Genomic DNA, 20,073 nt, shown 5'->3' with positions numbered 1-20,073 from the left:
GGGCGTCACCAGCCCGTCACCCTGAGCAAAGCCGGGAAACTCTGCCTAAGGGCGGTAGAGCTCTGGGGTGCGGATCAAAACTAACCGGGCTCCGGTCGTGGCTGGATGAAAGACCCGTGGCAGGTCAGCTTTTCAACGTTCTCACGCACCGGAGTGAGTGCACGGACCTCACTGGGAGTGTACAGCGCGGTAGAGCCTGCCGGGGACTACCTCGGCTTACTGGTGCCGCGACCGCTACTGCCACTACTCACCGACCTTGTGTAGGAAGGGGTGTAGGAGGAGGACGATCCATAGCTGCTGTACCCATAGCTGCGGTAGCCACGCGAACTGCCGCCACATACCGGGCAGTTGGCTCGGCCACTCGCTGTACGATGGCCATTTCTGGATGCTGCGCATCTCGCTATATCCTCTACTATATGTGGCATGAGGGCGCTTCTCAAGCGCAGGATAACGCTAGGCTCGCGAAAGCGCCCTGCACAGCCATCGGCACAGGGCACTTGCCGTTGCGAGCGCTAAAGGACGGCCGCTGACGGCTGGGTCCGATGGTTTTGCGTCCGTCGGTTTCCTCAAGGACGGGCGGCTGGCAAGGCCGCGTGCTGTAGCGTGCCGTCCTTTGGCGCCACAGCTAGGGTGGTGTCCTCACTCCAGAACGGCTTGGTGCAGCAAATGCACACACGCCAACCGACCTTCCTCACTGCGCGCGGCGGATTGGGGCGCCTTTCTCGTCTTCCGGTTTGCGCAACCGACACCCACAGCCACTCCGATCCATGAAAACTCCGAGGGGCCGAGTGTTTGTCGAGGGACTCAGGCGCCCCCCAACAAGCGCGGCAACCAAAGTGTCAAAGCAGGGAATGCGAGCAATAGCGCCACGCGGACGAGCTCTGACAAGAAGAACGGGAATACGCCGCGGAAGGTCGTGCCCATCGGCACGTTCTTCGCGAGCGCGGAGATGACGAAGACGTTCATCCCGACCGGGGGCGTGATCAGCCCCAATTCCACCACAACGAGGGCAAGGATGCCGAACCAGACCTTCAGCTCGTCGGTCGAAAGACCGAAGCCCGAGCCATCGGCCATCTGGTAGAGCCCGCCGTTGATCTCGACGAGAACCGGCCAGAAGAAGGGCAGCACCAGCAGGATCATCGACATCGAGTCCATCAGACAGCCCAGCACGATCAGTGCGATCAACAAGATCGCCATCACGGCCATCGGCGGCAGACCGGAATTCACCGCCATATCCGCCGCAGCCTGCGGAACGCCCGCGCGCGACATGAAGATCTTGAGCAGTTCGGCGCCCAGCAGGATCAGGTAGATCATGCCCGTCGTGCCTGCCGTCTCGAGGATCGAGGAGCGCAGCGCCTCGCGGCTCATCAACCCGCGCGCAAGGCCATAGACGAAAACGGCAAAGACGCCGATCGCTGCGGCGGGCGTGGGGTTGTAGAGACCGGCATAGATCCCGCCGATCACCACCCCGAAGATGGCAAGCACCGGCAGGACGCCACGGGTCGCCGACCAGAATTCGGCCCGGTCGCTCACGCCTTGCGCGGGGCCTGCACCGGGTACGAGGCGGACATAGATCGCGATGGTCACGAGGAACAGCACGACCGCGATCAGGCCGGGGATCAGCGCGGCCATGAACATCGTCACGATATTGGCCTCGACGATCACCGCGTAGATCACGAGGATCACCGAGGGCGGGATCAGGATGCCCAGCACACCGCCTGCCGCGACCGAACCTGTCGCAAGCGCGGGCGAATAATTGTAGCGCTCCAGCTCCGGCAGGGCGACCTTGCCCATCGTCGAGGCGGTCGCGAGCGAGGAGCCGCAGACCGCGCCAAAGCCCGCACAAGCCGCGATCGCCGCCATCGCCGTGCCGCCGCGCATCCAGCCAAACCAGGCGTTTGCGGCGCGGAACATGTCGCGCGACAGGCCCGTCTTGGTCGCCAGCGCGCCCATCAGGACGAACATCGGCACGACCGAAAGGTCGTAGATCGAGAACTGGCCGTAGCCGAGCGTCTTGAGCTGGCTGAGCAAGATGGCGGGGCCGTTGATGATCGCGGTGCCGCCGGCGCCCACAACGATCATCGCATAGGCGATCGGCACCCGTGCGACGATCAGGGCAACAAGGATGAGCAGGCCGAGAAGGCCCAGGGTGATCGGGTCCATCAGGCGCGCCCCGTCCAGTTGTCGCGCAGGCTCAGCCCCGCCGCGATGAAGAGAAGCGCAAGCGAGGCCAGCGCAGGAAGATAGGCCCACCAGACCGGGATCTGCAGGATCGTGGTGGCGAGCGAATAGGATTTCTGATCGAGCATTCCCAGATACATCCGCCATAACAGCAGCGCCGCAAACGCAAGCGCCAGAACCGAAGCGATCGCAGAGAACCGGCGCTGCACCGCCGCACTCAGCTTCGAGGTGAAGATGTCGGCGGTGACGTTCTGGTCTGCAAGCTGGCAGTAGGGCAGGAACATGAAGGCCGCGATGGCGACCCCCATTTCGGTAAGCTCAAAGTCCCCCGCGAAGGGAAGTCCGATGAACCCGCCCAGCACGGTCCAGACATTCACGACGACGATCGCGCCCAGCATCCCCCCCCCGGCAAGGGCCCAGAAGTAGATCGTCTTGCGCAGGAAGGTTTCGATGGGAGAATGCATGATCGTCGCCGCTCCGTCTTATTGACCCGCGAGGGTCTTGGCTTCTTCGGCGGTCAGCTCACGCGCCTTCTGCACGAGGGCGGCACCGTCGATCCCCTGCCCCTTCACCTCGTCTTCCCAACGGGTGACGACCGGCTGCATCGCGTCCTTGAACGCCTGGGTTTCATCGGCGCTCAGAGTGATCAGCTCGTTGCCATCGGCTTCGGCCGCCTTGATGCCGTTGTCGTCGCTGGTGCGCCAGATCCGGCCGACTTGCTTGAGCCACTCTTCGTCGGAGGCTTTGCGGAACGCGTCCTTCACATCGTCGGGAAGGCTGTCCCATTTCGCCTTGTTCATCGACACCTGGAAGATCGAGGTGCCCAGACGCCAGTGATCCTGACCCTCGATCTGATACTTGGTCTGCTGCTGGAGCTTGAGCGCGGGGATGATCTCCCACGGGATCAGCGCGCCGTCGACGACCTTCTTCGAGAGCGCCTGCGGCAGTTCCGGCACCGGCATCGCGACGGGCTGCGCGTCGAGCGCTTCGATCACCCAGGCCCCGGTGCGCGAAGGGGTGCGCAGCTTCATGCCCTTGACGTCGGCAGGCGTATGCACGGGCGTATCGACCGTGTGAATGCCGTTGCCCGCATGCGCGTGCAGGAACATCACCTCGAGGCCCTTATCCTCGTATTCCTGCTTCAGGTCGCCGTCGAACATCGCGCGCATCGCGAGGTTGGTCGCGGCGGGGTCGTTGTCGAACACGGTCGGCAGCTCGAAGACCTCGGTGCGCGGGAACAAGCCCGGCGTGTAGCCATTGAGCGTCCAGACCAGATCGACGACGCCATCGCGCACCTGCTGCACCAGCTCGGGCGGGCGACCACCCAGCGTCATCGCCGGATAGATCTCGATTTTGACCTTGCCGTTGGAAAGCTCCTCCACATGCTTTGCCCACGGCTCGAGCATCTGCGTCTGCACCGGAGCCTTCGCGCCGAGGAAGTGATGCAGTTTCAATGTGATCTGTTCCGCCATCGCGCCGCTCGCCCAAAGGACGGCGGCAGCGGTCAGCCCGGCCAGTTTGAGATGTTTCATTCGTGTTTTCCTCCCTATATGCCCCTCGCGCGGGGGCGATTTCGCTTGTCAGTAAGGCAAGCCCACGTAGTTTTCAGCAAAACTCCTGCGCGCGGTCTCCGATTGCTGGAGATACTCGAACTCGGCGCGCTGCATCCGGCGATCGAAGGCCCCGGTCTGCGGAAAATCATGCAGCATCGAGGTCATCCACCACGAGAAGCGCTCGCATTTCCAGACCCGCGAGAGTGCGGTCTCGGAATATCCGTCGATGCCGGCGGAACTGCCGTGGTTGTAGAACTGATCGAAGGCGCGGTGCAGGTAATAGACATCGGACGCCGCCAGATTGAGCCCCTTGGCGCCCGTCGGCGGCACGATATGCGCGCTGTCGCCCGCAAGAAACAGCCGTCCGTGCCGCATCGGCTCGGACACGAAGCTGCGCAGCGGCGCGATCGACATCTCGAGCGGCGCGCCCGTCACCAGCCCCTCGGCCACATCGGCGGGGATGCGAGTGCGCAGCTCGTCCCAGAACCGCTCGGCGGGCCAGTCTTCGAGCTTTTCCTCGAGCGAGACCTGCACATAATAGCGGCTCAGCGTGGGCGAGCGCATCGAGCACAGCGCAAAGCCCCGGTCATGGGCGGCATAGATCAGCTCGGGTGCTGCGGGCGGCGTCTTCGACAGAAGACCCAGCCAGCCGAACGGATAGGCGCGTTCGAATTCGCGCCGATGGGGCGCGGGGATTGCTTGGCGCGAGGGGCCGTGGAAGCCGTCGCAGCCCGAGACGAAATCCGCGCGCAGCGTTTTTTGCTCACCTTCATGGGTGAAATGGATCGTGACGCCATCGCCCTCGATCCCCTCGATCGCGGTGACCTCGGCGTCGTGCAGCACGACCCCGCTCCGCGCGTCGCGCGCGTCATAGAGGTCATGGGTCACCTCGGTCTGGCCATAGACCATCACGCCGCGCCCGGTCAGATCCTTGATCGGAACATGCAGCCGCTCGTCATGCCACGAGATCTCCACCCCGTCATGGATCTCGCCTTCGCGATCCATCCGCGCGCCCACCTCGGCCGCGCGCAGCAGATCCACCGTGCCCTGTTCGAGCACACCCGCCCGGATCCGTGCGAGCACATAGTCGCGCGAGCGGCGTTCGAGCACGACGCTGTCGATCCCGTGCAGGTCGAGCAGTTGGGACAGAAGCAGCCCCGCCGGGCCGCCGCCGATGATGGCAACTTGGGTTTTCATGCGTCTCCTCCGCAAAAGTCCTTGCAGCGCCGCGCGAAGGCGCGGGCCTGCGCGGGCGCCTGCGCCGCCGCGGCCAGCGGATCGGTCAGGCGTCCGGCGTCGAGTTCGGGATAGCTGGCGCAAAGCGCGGCCAGCGGATCGGGCGTGGCCATCGCGGCCTGCACGGCCGCCTTCGCCTCGCTGCGCGGGATCGCCTGCGCCAGCGTGAAAATCGCGCGCTCGGCGTAAGGGCCGAACCCTTCGGCTTCGAGATTGGCGCGCATCCGGACGGCATCGGCTTGCAAGCCGCCCAGCATCTCGCCGCTCAGCCGCAGAGCTGCGCCGCAGGCCACGAGGATCGGGCGCAGGCTCATCCATTCGAGCCCCCAGGCCGCCCCGTCGCGGAACTGGCCATGGACCACCGCGCCCAACAGCCCCGCCTGCAGCTGCGCGCTGTGACGCGCCAGCGCCACCAGCGCCTCGGCGGCAACCGGGTTCGATTTATGCGGCATGGTCGAGGAACCGCCGCCCGCGATCGCCACTTCCTTGATGCCCGACTGCGCGAGCCAGATCACATCCGCACCGATCCTGCCCAGCGACGCCGCGAGGAGCGCCCCCTGCCCGCCGATTTCGGCCCAGCTGTCACGGCGCGTATGAGCGGGTTGTTCCTCGGCCCGAAGCCCGAGCGCAGCCCCCATCCGCTCACGCACCGGCGCCGCCTTCTCGCCCAGGGCCGCATCGGTGCCCACCGCGCCATGTAGCGCCACGCGATAGCATGCGGCGCGGGCCGTAACGAGGCGGGACTGCGCATCGATCAACGGCTGGCCCCAGTTCGCCACCAGTGCCCCGAAAGTGACCGGCAGCCCGATCTGGCTGCGGGTGCGCCCGGCCATCACGGTCTCGGCCTCGCGCTCGGCCAGTTTGCCGGTGACAGCGATCAGGTCGCGCAGCCGCACCGAAATCCGGTCGAGTGCCTCGCCCACCACCAGCGCCGTCGCGCTGTCGACGATATCTTGCGAAGTCGCCCCCCAATGCAGCGCATTGCGCGCTTCCTCGGACAGCTGCGCCTTCATCTCGGACAGCAAGGCGGGCACGGGCACGCCGTCACGCGCGGCCCCCTCGGCCAGTACCGCCGGATCGGGGCGATAGTCGGCGAAACGTTCGGCAATCTCACGCGCCGCCGCTTCGGGCACGATCTTTTCGGCCGCGCAGGCTTCTGCCAGCGCAACCTCGACCCGCACCATCGCGGCAAGAAGGGCTGCGTCTCCGAGCATCGCGCTCAGCTCCGGGTCGCCATAGAGGCCGGACCAGAGCGGGCTGTCGAGGGGCGAAAGGCTCATGCGACCTCCCGCAGCGGCAATGCAAGGCACTCTCGCGCCTGCTGCCAAGTCGCGACGGGACGGCCCGCCCTGTCGCACAGATCGACCACGCGCTTCACCAGCGCCGCGTTCGAGGGGGCGAGCGTGTCGCGATCAAGCCGGATATTGTCCTCGAGTCCGGTGCGGCAATGCCCGCCCGTCTCGACGCACCATTCGTTGATCGTGAGCTGCCCCGGTCCGATCCCGGCGGCACACCACGTCGCCTCGGGCAAGAGCCGCGCACGGGTCTCGCGCATGAAATCGAAGGCCGCGCGATCCACCGGCATCGCGTTCTTCACGCCCATCACGAATTGCACATGGACATTGGCGGGCAGCCGCCCGTCACGCACCATCCTGGCCGCCTGGAAGATATGGCTGAGATCGAAGCACTCGATCTCGGGACGCACGTTGTAGGTCTTCATCTCCGCTGCCAGCCAGTCGACGAGATCCGGCGGGTTCTCATAGACGCGGGTCGGGAAATTGTTCGAACCGACCGACAGCGAGGCCATGTCGGGACGCAAGGGCAGCATCCCGCCGCGCGTCTTGCCCGCGCCCGAACGCCCGCCCGTCGAGAGCTGCACGATCATGCCGGGGCAATGGTTGTGCAGCCCTTCCATCAGCCGCGCGAAACGGTCGGGGTCGGAACTGGGCGCGCCATCCTCGCCGCGCACATGGCAATGGGCGATGGTCGCGCCCGCCTCGAAAGCCGCCTGGGTCGACTCGATCTGCTCGGCGATCGTGATCGGCACGGCCGGGTTGTCGGCTTTCTTCGGCACGGAACCGGTGATCGCAACGCAGATGATGCAGGGGTCTTGGGTCATGGCTCAGATGTCGAAGAAGACGGTTTCACCCGGGCCTTGCAGGCGAATTTCAAAGCGGTATTCGCCCGGGCCGGTGGCTTCGGCGACCATGGTCGCGATCCGGTCGCGATGCTCGATGCGACCCAGAAGCGGGTCGCCCGACAGATCGTCCTCGGGGAAATACATCCGCGTATGCAGCCCGTGATTGATGCCACGCGCGAAGATCCAGAAGGAGATATGCGGCGGGGCCGCGCGATCCGCGCCGAGGCTCACCGCGCCCGGCTTGATCGTCTCGAAGGAGAACTCGCCCGTGCCGAAATCGGCGGCGATGCGGCCAAAGCCTCCAACCTCGGGATCGGCACCCGCATGACCGGGATAGATCCCCGAGGCATCTGCTTGCCAGGTCTCGATCAGGCAATCGCGCAGCGGCAGATCGCCACCATCGACGACGCGGCCGGTCACGGTGATGCGTTCGCCCTTTGCGCCCGGCCCGGCGATCTCGCGGCCCAGCGTCGCAAAGGGGGCATCCTCGATCCCGCAGGCTTCCGGCGCGAGGCCGATATGGACGTAAGGCCCCGCCGTCTGCGAGGGCGTGAGGATCAGTTTCTCGGGACGTTGCGCCATCACATGCCCTCCGGCCGGTTTTCGAACAGGGTTTGGCGATGACCACGCAGCACGATGTCGAACCGGTAGGCGATCGCGTCCATCGGTTTCGTCTCGCTCATATCGAGGCCCGCGATCAGGCGGTCCAGCGCGGCCTTGTCGGGGATGGTCTGCGCGATCGGACAGCGCGCGATCAGCGGGTCGCCCTCGAAATACATCTGGGAAATCAGGCGCTGGCCGAAGCTGTGCCCGAAGATCGAGAAATGTATATGGGCGGGGCGCCATTCGTTCGGCCCGTTCGGCCAGGGATAGGCGCCGGGCTTCACGGTGCGGAACGCATAAGAGCCGTCCTCGCCGGTGATGGTGCGCCCGCAACCGCCGAAATCGGGATCGAGGGCCGCCAGATAGCCGTCCTTCTTGTGCCGGTAACGCCCGCCCGCATTGGCCTGCCAGATCTCGATCAGTGCGCCGGGGATCGGGCGGCCGTTCTCGTCCAGAAGCCGCCCATGCACGATGATCCGCTCGCCAATGGCGCTTGCGCCGGGGCGGGCATAGTTCAGCAGCAGGTCGTTATCGAGCGCACCGAGCTTCACATGACCGAAGGTCGGACCGGTTTCCTCGCTGGGCGAGCTGTCGAAGGAAATCAGCGCGCGCTGCGGGCTGCGCAGCACCGAGGTCTTGTAGGTGGGCGTGAAGGCGGGCGGGTGAATGCCCGCTTCTCGCGGGATCAGGCGGCCGGTCATTGTCCCATCTCCTTCAGCGTTTCCTTGATGATCTTGATCGCGTGATTGGCGCGCGGCACACCCGCATAGACGGCGACATGCAGCATCGCCTCGCGCAGATCCGCGGGCGTCGCACCCGTGTTGGCGGTGGCACGGGTATGCATCGCGATCTCCTCGTGATTGCCCTGCGCGGCCAGAAGCGCGATCGTCACGATCGAGCGCTCGCGCGGGGTCAAATCGGGGCGCGACCAGACCGAACCCCAGGCGCCCTCGGTGATGAACTCCTGAAACGGCGCGTCGAACTCGGTCTTGCAGGCGTCGGCCTTGTTCACATGGGCATCGCCGAGCACACGGCGGCGCGTCTCCATCCCGGCTTCATAACGGTCAGACAAGATCGTGCTCCTTCAGAAATTCGGTGATGAGGCGGGCCACGGTGCCTGGCCGTTCGATTGCCGGAATATGGCCCGCTTCTTCGATCAGTTCGGCGCGCGCGCCGGGGATGAGCGCCGCCATCCCGAGCACCTGCTCGGGCGGCGTCGCGCCGTCATGGCCACCCGCGATGACCAGCGTGGGCGCCGCGATCTTCGGCAGCGCCGCGCGCAGATCGCCCCCCGTAAGCGCCTCGCAGCAGCCTGCATATCCATCGGGGTCGCAGCGCGAGACCTCGGTGGCCCAGAGCGCACAATCGGCGCTTGCGCGAAACCCGGGACCGAACCAGCGAGCGAGAATACCCTCAGTCATCGCGGGCAGGCCCTGCTGATGCACCGCCGCGATCCGTTCGGCCCAGCTTTCTTCCGTCCCGATCTTTCCGGCGGTGTTGGTCAACACCAGCGCCGTGACCCGCTCGGGGGCGATGCGCGCGATCTCCTGCGCGATCATCCCGCCGATCGAACAACCGACGAAAACCGCCCGCGTGATCCCGAGATGATCGGCGACCGCCAAGGCATCGCTTGCGAGATCCGAGATCGTCGGTGCCTCTGGCGAGCGCGCGCTGAGCCCATGGCCGCGCTTGTCCATCCGCACCAAGCGATGCGCCCCAAGCGGCGCGACGAGCCCTTCCCACATCCGAAGATCGGTGCCGAGCGAGTTCAGAAAAATGATGGGGAGTCCATTCGCAGTTCCGTCCTCACGGAAATGAACATGTCCCCAGTCGAATGTCAGCGCGTGCATTCTCTTCCTCCCCACATAATATTTTCTCAAGTTTTCGCTTGAGCCAAATACAAAATGCACGCTAATCCATAACCCCATGACTATACATAAAGGTCTCAAGCTTCGTCACATCCGCGCCTTCCTCGACACGGTCGAGGCCGGGGGCGTCTCTGCTGCCGCGCGCAAGCAGGGAATTTCGCAACCGGCGCTGTCGAAGACGCTCTCCGAGATGGAGGAGATGCTGGGCGGGGCATTGCTGGAACGGCGTGGGCGGCGCCTGCACATGACCCCTGCCGGCGAGACCTTCCGTCGTCACGCGATCCAGGCGCTGCACGAGCTGGAGGCCGGGGCGGCCGCGCTGAGCGGCGATGGTGCGGGGGATGTGGTCAATGTCGGCGCCCTTCCCACCGTCGCGGGGTCGTTCTTTCCGGGGGTCGCATTGGCCTTCACCCGGTCGCGCCCAGGCATCCGGCTTTCGATCAGCACCGGGCCGAACCTCTACCTGCTCGACCGGATCCGCTCGGGCGCGCTCGACCTGATGATCGGCCGGATGCCCGCGGCCGCCGACATGCCCGGTCTGCGTTTCGATTTCCTCTACGAAGAAGAGGTGATCCTCGCCGCAAGGCGCGGCCATCCTTTCGCGCAAGCGAGCGCCGCCGAGGCGCTGCGCCATTGCGACCTCATCCTGCCCACCCGCGGTGCGATCATCCGGCGGATCGTCGACGATTATCTGGGCGCACAGGGCATCACCGAGCCGCGCTGCACGATCGAGACCGTCTCACTCGCCACCGGCCTCGGCCTGCTCGAGAACTCCGACATGCTCTGGTTCATCTCGCGCGGGGTGATCGCCCGAGAACTCGATTCAGGGCTGCTGATCAGCCTGCCACTTGCTGCTCAGTTCATGTCCGGCGCCGTGGGACTGACGATGAAACGCGAGATGACTGAGCGGCCCGAGATCGTGCATCTGACGGAGATGCTCCACGAGGCGGCACGTATTCGCGAGACCACGACATGAGCGGGCCGCACTCAGGGCGGCAATCGCTCAGTCCGACCAGACGCCCGGGAAAGCACCCTTGCGTCATTGCAATGGTGGCAACGAAGCCGCGCCTATGACAGGCGCGTCTGTCCCGAGAGCGCGCGCTCATGCGCATGACGATGCGCGATCACCGCTTCGAGCCGGTTCTTCACCCCGTATTTCTGCATGATATTCGTCATGTAGAACTTGACCGTCTTCTCGCTGATCGCGAGGCGTTTTGCGATCTCGCGATTGGTCTTGCCACGTTCCAGCTCGCGAAGAACCTGCATCTCGCGATGCGTGAGAGCGCCCCCCTTGTCGTCCCTCTCCTGCCCCGAGAGCGCCGCTTGCAGAAGCGCCGCGGCAAAACTGGGAGACACGAACGTGCCGCCATGAAGGATCGCGTCGATCGCCGCTTCCAGTTCCGCAACACCGACCCCCTTGAGGATGTAGCCCTTGGCCCCTGCGCTCATCGCCTCGATTGCGGTTTCGGGATCGTCGCAGGCGGTCAGCAGGATGCATTGCATCGACGGATCGCTTTCCATGATCGCACGCAGTGCATTCAGCCCGCCGCCGGGCATCGTGAGATCGAGGATCATGATATCGGGACTTTGGCGGCGCGTGAGTTCGACCGCGTCGGCTGCGCTCCCTCCCTGCGCAAGTACTTCGATTTCGAGCGTTTCATTCAAGACAGCGCAAAGACCCTGCCGAAAAATCGGATGGTCATCGACGATGCAAGCGGTCGTTCCCACAAAATGAGCCATTTCAAATTACCCCTTTGCGATGATCTCGCCGCAGCGTCACCCCAACGCGATCCGGCTCGTTCACCGGACTATTCGTAGTGAGATCATCTTTCCCCAGTCTCTCAAGAATGAAGCGACCGAGAATAATCTCAATTAAAAAAGACATTTGAAGGATATCTATTGAGGATTACCCGCATACGCCCTTCGATCTGTCCGGGCGAAAGATCTAGTCCGCTTCGGCCTCGATCGGAACGCGGCAGATCACCTGCGCGCCGCGCGGTGCGAGCTTGCGAAACTCCAGCGTTCCACCCAGAGATTGCGCACGGAAGGTCATCCCCGGAAGGCCAAGCCCGCCATCCCCGCCCTCGGACGGCTGCATGGCTTCGGCGGCCGCATCCGAGCCGCTATCGGAGACCCGGATGACGAACGAGCCATCACTCTGATATGTCTCGATTTTCGCGCTCGATCCGGGGGCGTGTTTCGCCGCATTGGTGAGCGCTTCCTGCACGATCCGGCCAAGGGTCAATCGCGTGGTCTCGGGAAGGTCGGGCGGGTCCGGTGCAAGCTCCAGCGCGACCTCGGCACCGGTCCGGCGCTTGTGATCGCTCGCGATCGTTTCGAGCAGGACATTAAGGTCTTTCGCAGCGCCGAGATGCGGCGAGACGAGGCCACGCGAAATCGCACGAATTTCAGTCATCGTGTCGCGGGCGACCTTTCCGATTTCGTCAACGATCTTGCCCGCCTTCGAGGCATCGGCACCATTCGGCGAACGAATCACACGCTCGAGCCGGTCGATCTCCAAGACGAGATAAGACAGAAGCTGGCACGCACCGTCATGCAGCTCCAACCCGATGCGCCGCTTGGACAGTTCGTCAATGCCCGCGGCCTTTTGCGAAGCCTCCGCGATCGAGCGATGCAGCTCCGAATTGCGCATGAGCAGTTGCTCGCGCTCGCTGAACTGACGTCGCAGTTCGGCATTCTGGCGCTCGATGGTGAGGCTCCCCCGGCGCACGATCAGGAAGAGCATGGTGAAAACGGTCAGCGCGAGCGGCGCCACGAACATCCAGGTCCTGGTGGCCGAATTCACGAGCGCTGCGCGGATGACATCGGCATTCTGATAGAACTCGCCCACCGCGAGGATCGAGCCGGTCTCGAGGTCGCGCAGCGGGGCGTAGATTTCATACAGCTTCACGCCGAGCGCACGCTCGGCATCATGCGCGGAATCGCCGAGATCGGGAAATCGGCCGAGCACATTACCCTCCAGCGCCTCGAATATCTCGTTGTCGGGATGGGCTTCGACGACATGCTCCTCGGGCGAGAAGATCAGCTTGCCATCACGGCTCCAGATCTTGATCGCGAGGAAATGGCCCTGGTCGCGAAACGCGTTTGTCAGATTGTGCAGCGCCACCAGATCAACCGGGCGCAGCGGCTCGCCGCGCCCGAGCGTCTGAACATGCGGCTGCAACAGGTTCTGCATGTAGAAGGCCGCGGTATCGGCACTCGCATCCAGAAGTCGCGTCGTCGCGCGGGTATTGATCCAATAGGCGAGTGAGGCCAGCGCAAGGCTGAGGACGAGGCCAAGACCGACAAGGAATTGCGACGACAGGGAGATGCCGAGAAACCATCTCAGCGGGTTCCGTAACCAGCGGGCGAAGCTGTCGGCAAATCCGACCTTCGCCGCATCGACACCAGACCTTAGTCGCATCGCCCCATCCGTCCTTTGGCGAAGACCGTTCCCGACCATAGGGGAAAAACTCGTTGGACCTAAGACAATTTTCGTCCCGGTCATTCCGTGGCGTCATGGAATACGGGAAAGCGCCGTGCTTGTGGGGGTGACGGCGAGATGATCGGCGCAGGAAGATGCGGCCGTCTCGTTTCAACTCTCCGACGATCAAGCATCCGGCGATGGGTGTATCTGGGTCTGCGATGCAGGCCCGCAGATCTTAGGGGGTTACAATGATCAATCTTGCCGGAGCCGATCTCGACTATCTTCTGCAACAGGTGAATATTCTCAACGATTATTCACGGCTCACGAGCGCGCTCGACCCGAATGGTGTGCGCGAGGTCTCGGGGCAAAACAACAACCTCGCGGGCGGCTACACGGTGGCCGAAGACGGCACGATCGTCTGGAGCGGCGGCAATGTGCATCCCGACTGGGGTCAGGCCGATACCGAGTTCCTGCGGATGTTCGCGACGAACCATCCGACCGAACTGGAATACGGTACGAGCTATGCCACCGTGCAGAAGATGTGGATCACGCTGATCCTGCCTGACAGCGAGGGCCGGATGCCCGATGATCCCGATTACGTCGCGACCTCGAAAGACGTTCTGGTCGACAATCCGATGTCGATGGCGCCCTCGATGTTCGTGGCCGATAGCGAGGGCCGCATGCCCGGCGAGGCCGATTACGTGCCGACCGTCGACGCGATGTCGATGATGGCGCTCATGGCGGATGCCCAGGCGGAATACCAGTTCGCTCCCGACGGCTCGACGCAGGACATTCTCAACAGCTCGGTTGTGGTGGACAGCGCCCCGCGCCTGATCTCGCAACTGATCACGAGCTCGAATGTCGACACCTCCGATCCGAACTACAACCCCGCCGCCGTGGCCGCGATGAACAACCTGGGCGGCGAGGCCGTGGCGGTGTCGAACTCGGTCGTGGGCGATATCACCACCGCCTTCATGCCGAACCCCGGCATCCTTGGCGGCGTGACCTATAACGAATGGTTCGTGGCTTTCGGTCAGTTCTTCGATCACGGGCTGGACTTCATCCAGAAGACCGGCGGCGTGGTGATGATCCCGCTGAGCCCGAACGATCCGCTCTGGGTCGATCCCTCCGATCCGTCCTACATCTCGGGCGTGTCGAACATGATGATGCTGAGCCGGGCGAAGCTGTCGAACCCCGATACGGATTTCGACGCGAACGGCAACCTGCTGCCAGGCGTCACCCCGCTCTACAACAACAATACCGGCCTGATGATCGACCAGAGTCAGACCTACGGCTCGCACGAAGCGGTCAACGTGCTGGTGCGCCAATACGATGCCAGCGGCACGGTCACGGGGCTGCTGATCAACGGGGCCGAGGACGGGACCGTGCATCGCGCCGATGCCAGCGGCAATCTGGTCGCGCTCGACGTCTCGATGGGTCCGGCCATGGCGCCCGACGGAACGATGGTCGATGGCACGAACGAGCTGGCGAGCTGGGCCGACATGAAGGTCAACGCGACGCGGATCGGGATCGAGCTGATCGACACGGACGTACTCGACTGCCCGTGGATCAATGCCGATGCGATCGGGCGTCTCACCTACACGCCGCAAAGCGATTTCCTCTTCCGCTCGGATCAAAGCGTGGCCGATCTCGAGGCGATCGCCTCGACCACCGGGATCGAGATCGGGGGCGTAACCTACACCTCCTATGCGGATCTCGCCGCGGCAGGTTTCGACCCGTTCCTGCGCTGGACGCTCACGGATGCGATGGAGGGCCAATGCGCAGCCGCCGATATCGGCGAGGTGCGCACCACCAATCAGGCGATCTTGCTCGATATCGCGCATGGCGCGGCGCCGGGCTTCGACTCCCAGGGCCATGAGCTGGACCCGGCTTCCGACCCGGGCGCGGGCACCTTCACCTATGACGACGAACTGCTGGCCCGTCACAAGGTCTCGGGCGATGGCCGGGTGAACGAAAATATCACGCTCACCTCCGTCCACCATGTCTTCCACGAAGAGCACAACATCCAGGCGCTCAACGTAAAGATGGCGGCGGTGCGCGATGCGGTGGCGAGCAACGATCTCAGCGGGCTCAACGGCGAGAGCGCCGAGAACGAGGGCTGGCTGGCCGTCGATGTCGATCAGGCGACCTTCGACAGCTGGGCGGGCCTCGACATGACCGATGATGCGGTCGTGCAGGGCATCGTGGACAGCCTCACCTGGGACGGCGAGCGTGTCTATCAGGCCGCGCGCATCATCACCGAGAGCGAATACAATCACATCGCCGTCGACCAATACATGACGACGCTCTACCCGGCGCTGCCGGAATTCGTGTCCTATTCGGCCGATATCAACCTCAATATCAGCCTCGAATTCGCGCAGGCCGTGTTCCGCCTCGGCCATTCGCAGCTGCGCGAGACGGTGCAGATCGCCGTGACCGACGAGGCCGGCGTCAATCCGGGCGAGCCGGGCTATGTACCGACCTATGTCGAAAAGGGACTGTTCGACGTCTTCCTCAACCCCGATCAGTTCGACGTCTATGGCGCCTCGGGGATCGCGGCGGGTCTGCTGACCCAGCAGGGCAACGAGATGGACGAATTCGTCACCGCCGCGCTGCAACAGTCGCTGGTCGGCGTGCCGCTCGATCTGCCCGCGCTGAACATCGCGCGCGGTCGCGATGTCGGCCTGCCCACGCTCAACGAGCTGCGCCAGCAGGTCTTCGACGGGCTGACGATGAACACCTCGAACAACACCAACGGCTCGGGCATCGCGCCCTATCACAGCTGGGAGGATTTCGGGGCACATCTGCGCACCCCGGAATCGCTGGTGAACTTCATCGCGGCCTATGGGCGCGACGAGGACGGCACGTTCGGGCTGCAGGCCGCGCGAGACGCCTATCAGGCGGGCACGGGCGAGCTGTGGCAGATCCGCGAGGCCGCGCAGGCGATCCTCGATGCGGCGGCGGATGCGTCCGATCCGATGCATGACGCGGCGTTGATGTTCATGCGCGGCTCGGGCGAGCCCACCTATACGCCGGGCGAGGGCTGGACGCTCTCGGGTGGCGAGGGAGATCAGGGCTTCTGGGATATCGACCTCTGGGTCGGCGGTCTGGCCGAACAGGCGATGTTCGACGGCCCGCTCGGCACCACTTTCAGCTTCATCCTTCTGGACTTCACGCAGCGCCTGCAGGATGGCGACCGCTTCTATTATCTCTACCGGATGCCGGTCGGGCATCACTTGGGCGACCAGATCATCGGCGAGCAATTCGCCCATCTGGTCATGCGTACCACCGGGCTCGAGCATATCCCGGACGCCTTCGCGACGCCCTCGGCCACCTATGTGCTCGACGGCACCACCTCCGCCGGGACCATTCACGACAATGCCCGTGACGGTCTGGTTGCGGAAGGCACGGATAACTACGGCTACAACGACTATTTCAACGCCACGCTGGAACGCCTGCCCAACGAGGTGAAGGACGTGGTGCTCGCCAATGCTGGCTTCGAGGCCGAAGATTTCACCGGCCCCGGTGTCATCAACAATGGTGCGGGCGTTCGGGTCGCAGGGACGCCCGAGGGATGGGAACTGGCGGTGGCCACGAATGGCAACCTCGCGCTTGGAGGCGGCGGGATCTGGGATCCCTCGACCAATGTGATGGATGTGGCAGGCCATGACGGCTCGCAGGCGGCCTATATCAGCTCCAACCGGATGCTGCGTCAGAATGGCGACGGGCCGCTGGCCGAGGGCAACACATATGCCCTGACCGTCACCATCGGCAACCGAGCCCAGAACAACGATTTCGACGTGACCGTGCGGATCGTGGCCGAGGATGGCTCGGTTCTGGCCGAGACGCATCTGATGGATGCCTCGCTCGATCCGAACGTGACCGTGGTCGGCTCGGGCGAATGGGCGACCGTGACGCTCGAGACCCTGCCCGTCAACGCGATGTATGACGGGATGGGCTACCGCATCGAGATCGTGAACGCGACGCCGAGCGGAAATATCGCCTTCATCGACAATGTCTCGCTGGTGAAGACCATCCCCGGCGGCCCGGCCAATGACGGCCATATCACCGTGATCGGCCTTTCGGGCGACGATTTCATCGTCGGCGCTCTGGGCGATGACGTGCTCTATGGCGATGAGGGCAATGACCGCATCGAGGGCGCGCAGGGCAACGACCATATCTATGGCGGCGACGGCGACGACTACATCACCGATTACGAGAATGACGATTTCATCCTCGGCGGTGCGGGCAACGATACGATCTTCGCGGGCCCCGGTGTACTCGACACCTCGCATGGCAACGAGGGCGATGACGAGGTCCATGGCGGCGACGGCATCGACGAGGTCTTCGGCGACGATGGCGACGACCGTCTCTATGGCGAGGGCGACACCGACCTGATGATGGGCGGTGACGGCAACGACTACATGGATGGCGGCGACAGCGTTGACGAGATGTTCGGCGGCAACGGTTCCGACTGGATGGTCGGCGGCGTGGGCGACGACAACATCAACGGCGGGTCGGGCAACGACCTGCTCGAAGGCGGGCTCGGGCCGACCGCGAATGATGGCGACCGCCTGAACGGCGACAGCCCCGCCACGCTGAACCCGGTGATCGAGTTCAACGGCGACGGCACCGAGGGCGACATGGATATCGGCTCTTACGAGGATGCCTATATCAACGTGGTCGCGAACCTTCAGACCTCGAACAACGCGGGCACCGGCTCGGTCCTGATGGATCAATATGCCTTCCTCGAAGGGCTTGTCGGCTCGCGCTACAATGACGACCTGACCGGCGCGGATGAGAACGGCATCGGCTCGAACGGCGCCAACAACTACCTCGTCGGCGGCGGCGGCGACGATCGGATGACGGGCTTGGGCGATGGCGGCGACGAGAGCACCGGCCAAGCCGATTTCATCTTCGGCGACAGTGTGATCGTGGATTCGAACCTCTACTGGATCGGCGACAACCGTCACGACCAGTCGGTGACCGTCGATCACTACATCGAGAACTGGTATGGCACGGGCGACACCCGCGTCGTGTTCTCGGACGGCTCGCTAGGCCATATCCTTGGCGATACCGGCACGGACGGCACCGATACGGCGGTCTATACGGGTAACCGTGACGACTACCGGATCGAGCTGATCTCGATGAACGGTCATCAGGCGGTGAAGATCACCGATCTGCGCAGCCCGACCGACCAGAACGGCAACCCGGTCGCGACCGATGGCGTCGATATTCTCGTCGGTGTCGAATGGGCCGAGTTCGCCGATGGCGAGACGGTCTCGCTGAACGTCGATCCGATGTCGGACATCACGTGGAACGCGACTGGCAGCAATGGCAGCGGTTTTGGTGGCGGCAGCACGATCGCGCGTCTGAGCGCAGATGTGCCCTTCGGCGGTCAGGCTGACTACGAAGTCGTCTCGGGCGATCCGCGCATCTACCTCGGCGGGTTCAACCAGGATCAGGTACGCGTCTTGGGGGGCTTGGGCAACAACGAGGCGCTGAGCGCCACGATCCAGGCGACCGATCCCTCGGGCACGCAGATCACCGAGACCTTCGACATCGTCACGGGCGATGCCACGGATGAGGTGATCGACCTGAGCGCGGCCGCCAACGACACGACGATCTATGGCCGCGAGGGCAATGACACGATCACTGGTGGCGCGGGCAATGACTCGATTGTCTGGAACGTGACCAATGGCAACTTCTTTAATCCGGCACGGCCCGACGGGCGCTACTTCGTCGATGGCGGGGCCAATGGCGCCGCGGGCGACCGGTTCATCGTGACGGGCAACAACTCGCGCGAGACCTTCGTGATCTACACGGTCGCGGCGGCAATCGCGGCGAACCTGACCGTGCAGAACGCGGCCGCCGAGATCGTCATCACGCGCAACGGAGACGTGATCGCCGAACTGGCCAATATCGAGGAAATCACCATCAACACGCTCGACGTGACCGCCGACAACGGCAATGGCGTGCCCGATGGCGGCAATACTGGCGGGTTCTTCGGCGACAATGTCTCGGTTGTCGGTGACTTCTCGGGCACCAGCCTGAACTACTCGACGATCACCGTGAACGGCGATGATGGCGACGACACCGTGGACATCTCCCAGCTGACCTCCGATCACCGGATCGTCTTCCGGGGCGGCGGCGGCGACAACGTCCTCGTGGGCGGCGAGCGTTCGCAGGACGTGCTGGTCGATGCGCGCCATGGCAGCGCGCAGGACGGCACCGATCCCGACAGCCCCGATGAGGACGAGAGCGCGATGCCCGAGGGGCTGGTGCTCGTGGGCGACGACACCAACGAGACCTTCATCGGCGCGGCCGGCAACGACATCATCTTCGCCGGGGGCGGCGCCGATAACGCGCTTGGCAATGAAGGCGATGACATGATCTTCGGCGACGGGGGCGCGGATCGGATCTTCGGCGGCGAGGGCAATGACGTGATCGAAGCCGGAAAGGGCGACGACATGGTCTTTGCCGATGCGGGCGACGACATGGTCATCGCGACCGAAGAGGACGGGCGCGACAGCTACTGGGGCGGCGAAGGCTCCGACACGCTGGACTATGCCGCGATCTCGCAATCGGTGGAGGTCGATCTGGGCCAGGGCACCAACGGCCACGGCCAGGTGATGATCGGCGAGACCGCCGACCAGATCTACAGCTTCGAGAATGTCATCACCGGCAGCGGCGACGACACGATCATCGCGAACGGATCGGTCAACGTGATGGATGGCGGCGGCGGCCACGACACCTTCGTCTTCGCCTCGGTCTCCGATGCCGATGGCGACCGGATCGACGGCTTCGCACCGGGCGACAAGATCGACCTGAGCGGGATCGACGCCGATCAGGGCACGGCCGGGGCGCAATCCTTCGTGCTCTTCGCGGCGGGCGATTTCAGCGCGGCGGGCGAGCTGCGGATCTCTTACGAGATGCGCGACGACGGCGAGCACACGATCATCGCGGGCAATGTCGATGACGATCTCGAGGCTGATTTCGAGCTCGACCTCTCGGGCCGTCACACGCTCGACGCCTCTGATTTCAACGGGGTGAACTAACGAGTGA

General features: G+C 64.3%; 15 protein-coding genes. 3 read left to right on the top strand and 12 right to left on the bottom strand.

What is annotated here, in order from left to right:
• Positions 1-804: 804 nt before the first annotated feature.
• From BMI90_RS15220 to pcaD, 10 genes are read right to left on the bottom strand one after another with little or no spacing between them, the layout of a single operon-like run.
• Entirely contained in the window at positions 805-2,163 is a 1,359-nt protein-coding gene (locus tag BMI90_RS15220) for a TRAP transporter large permease subunit (RefSeq protein WP_078530347.1), read from the bottom strand.
• A complete protein-coding gene (locus tag BMI90_RS15215; RefSeq protein ID WP_078530346.1) occupies positions 2,163-2,645 on the bottom strand; it encodes a TRAP transporter small permease subunit in 483 nt (160 codons plus the stop codon). The genes BMI90_RS15220 and BMI90_RS15215 overlap by 1 nt, the downstream gene beginning before the upstream one ends.
• Before the next feature lie 18 nt (positions 2,646-2,663).
• Positions 2,664-3,713, bottom strand: coding sequence for a TRAP transporter substrate-binding protein (locus tag BMI90_RS15210; protein ID WP_078530345.1), 1,050 nt, complete (start codon positions 3,711-3,713; stop codon positions 2,664-2,666).
• 48 nt (positions 3,714-3,761) lie between these two features.
• Complete coding sequence (pobA, locus tag BMI90_RS15205; RefSeq protein WP_078530344.1) at positions 3,762-4,931, bottom strand: 4-hydroxybenzoate 3-monooxygenase; 1,170 nt, start codon at positions 4,929-4,931, stop codon at positions 3,762-3,764.
• The gene (locus BMI90_RS15200; RefSeq protein WP_078530343.1) at positions 4,928-6,250 is read right to left on the bottom strand and encodes a lyase family protein; all 1,323 of its coding nucleotides are present in this window, start codon (positions 6,248-6,250) and stop codon (positions 4,928-4,930) included. Before BMI90_RS15200 ends, pobA begins: the two co-directional genes overlap by 4 nt.
• Positions 6,247-7,089, bottom strand: coding sequence for a 3-keto-5-aminohexanoate cleavage protein (locus BMI90_RS15195; RefSeq protein WP_078530342.1), 843 nt, complete (start codon positions 7,087-7,089; stop codon positions 6,247-6,249). Before BMI90_RS15195 ends, BMI90_RS15200 begins: the two co-directional genes overlap by 4 nt.
• Before the next feature lie 3 nt (positions 7,090-7,092).
• Positions 7,093-7,692 carry a protocatechuate 3,4-dioxygenase subunit alpha gene (gene pcaG / locus BMI90_RS15190; protein WP_078530341.1) on the bottom strand — a complete coding sequence of 200 codons (600 nt, stop codon included), beginning with the start codon at positions 7,690-7,692 and terminating at the stop codon, positions 7,093-7,095.
• A complete protein-coding gene (pcaH, locus tag BMI90_RS15185) occupies positions 7,692-8,414 on the bottom strand; it encodes a protocatechuate 3,4-dioxygenase subunit beta (protein WP_078530340.1) in 723 nt (240 codons plus the stop codon). The genes pcaG and pcaH overlap by 1 nt, the downstream gene beginning before the upstream one ends.
• Positions 8,411-8,785 carry a 4-carboxymuconolactone decarboxylase gene (pcaC, locus tag BMI90_RS15180; protein ID WP_210401966.1) on the bottom strand — a complete coding sequence of 125 codons (375 nt, stop codon included), beginning with the start codon at positions 8,783-8,785 and terminating at the stop codon, positions 8,411-8,413. Before pcaC ends, pcaH begins: the two co-directional genes overlap by 4 nt.
• Positions 8,778-9,563: a 3-oxoadipate enol-lactonase gene (pcaD, locus tag BMI90_RS15175; RefSeq protein WP_078530338.1), complete on the bottom strand. Its 786-nt coding sequence runs from the start codon at positions 9,561-9,563 to the stop codon at positions 8,778-8,780. Before pcaD ends, pcaC begins: the two co-directional genes overlap by 8 nt.
• Positions 9,564-9,639: 76 nt before the next feature.
• Here pcaD and BMI90_RS15170 point away from each other — a divergent pair, with 76 nt between their 5' ends.
• A complete protein-coding gene (locus BMI90_RS15170) occupies positions 9,640-10,557 on the top strand; it encodes a LysR substrate-binding domain-containing protein (protein ID WP_078530337.1) in 918 nt (305 codons plus the stop codon).
• A gap of 92 nt (positions 10,558-10,649) precedes the next feature.
• Here the strand turns inward: BMI90_RS15170 and BMI90_RS15165 are convergent, their stop codons facing one another.
• Positions 10,650-11,246, bottom strand: a complete 597-nt coding sequence (locus BMI90_RS15165) for a response regulator transcription factor (protein WP_246831561.1) — start codon at positions 11,244-11,246, stop codon at positions 10,650-10,652.
• On the opposite strand from BMI90_RS15165, the gene BMI90_RS18990 reads away from it, so the two are divergent.
• Positions 11,169-11,399 carry a hypothetical protein gene (locus BMI90_RS18990; protein ID WP_246831562.1) on the top strand — a complete coding sequence of 77 codons (231 nt, stop codon included), beginning with the start codon at positions 11,169-11,171 and terminating at the stop codon, positions 11,397-11,399. The two genes, BMI90_RS15165 and BMI90_RS18990, sit on opposite strands and share 78 nt — an antisense overlap.
• A 127-nt stretch (positions 11,400-11,526) precedes the next feature.
• Here BMI90_RS18990 and BMI90_RS15160 read toward each other — a convergent pair whose 3' ends face one another.
• Positions 11,527-13,005 (bottom strand): ATP-binding protein, encoded by a 1,479-nt coding sequence (locus tag BMI90_RS15160; RefSeq protein WP_168172803.1) that lies wholly within the window; start codon positions 13,003-13,005, stop codon positions 11,527-11,529.
• A 251-nt stretch (positions 13,006-13,256) separates the two neighbouring features.
• Between BMI90_RS15160 and BMI90_RS15155 the strand changes: the two genes are divergently transcribed.
• Positions 13,257-20,066, top strand: coding sequence for a peroxidase family protein (locus tag BMI90_RS15155; RefSeq protein WP_078530334.1), 6,810 nt, complete (start codon positions 13,257-13,259; stop codon positions 20,064-20,066).
• Positions 20,067-20,073: the final 7 nt, after the last annotated feature.

Origin of the sequence: Thioclava sp. L04-15 (genome assembly GCF_002020275.1) — a bacterium.
Lineage (GTDB): Bacteria > Pseudomonadota > Alphaproteobacteria > Rhodobacterales > Rhodobacteraceae > Thioclava > Thioclava marina.
Note: the sequence above shows the minus strand (reverse complement) of the source record. Positions and strands in the feature narration are given on the sequence as shown.

Excerpts from the sequence above, each read along its gene's own strand:
- pobA (WP_078530344.1), bottom strand. The coding sequence starts at position 4,931 with ATGAAAACCCAAGTTGCCATCATCGGCGGCGGCCCGGCGGGGCTGCTT.
- pcaD (WP_078530338.1), bottom strand. The coding sequence starts at position 9,563 with ATGCACGCGCTGACATTCGACTGGGGACATGTTCATTTCCGTGAGGAC.
- BMI90_RS15170 (WP_078530337.1), top strand. The coding sequence starts at position 9,640 with ATGACTATACATAAAGGTCTCAAGCTTCGTCACATCCGCGCCTTCCTC.
- BMI90_RS15155 (WP_078530334.1), top strand. The coding sequence starts at position 13,257 with ATGATCAATCTTGCCGGAGCCGATCTCGACTATCTTCTGCAACAGGTG.
- BMI90_RS15220 (WP_078530347.1), bottom strand. The coding sequence starts at position 2,163 with ATGGACCCGATCACCCTGGGCCTTCTCGGCCTGCTCATCCTTGTTGCC.
- pcaG (WP_078530341.1), bottom strand. The coding sequence starts at position 7,692 with ATGGCGCAACGTCCCGAGAAACTGATCCTCACGCCCTCGCAGACGGCG.
- BMI90_RS15210 (WP_078530345.1), bottom strand. The coding sequence starts at position 3,713 with ATGAAACATCTCAAACTGGCCGGGCTGACCGCTGCCGCCGTCCTTTGG.
- BMI90_RS15200 (WP_078530343.1), bottom strand. The coding sequence starts at position 6,250 with ATGAGCCTTTCGCCCCTCGACAGCCCGCTCTGGTCCGGCCTCTATGGC.
- BMI90_RS15160 (WP_168172803.1), bottom strand. The coding sequence starts at position 13,005 with ATGCGACTAAGGTCTGGTGTCGATGCGGCGAAGGTCGGATTTGCCGAC.
- BMI90_RS15195 (WP_078530342.1), bottom strand. The coding sequence starts at position 7,089 with ATGACCCAAGACCCCTGCATCATCTGCGTTGCGATCACCGGTTCCGTG.
- BMI90_RS15215 (WP_078530346.1), bottom strand. The coding sequence starts at position 2,645 with ATGCATTCTCCCATCGAAACCTTCCTGCGCAAGACGATCTACTTCTGG.
- pcaH (WP_078530340.1), bottom strand. The coding sequence starts at position 8,414 with ATGACCGGCCGCCTGATCCCGCGAGAAGCGGGCATTCACCCGCCCGCC.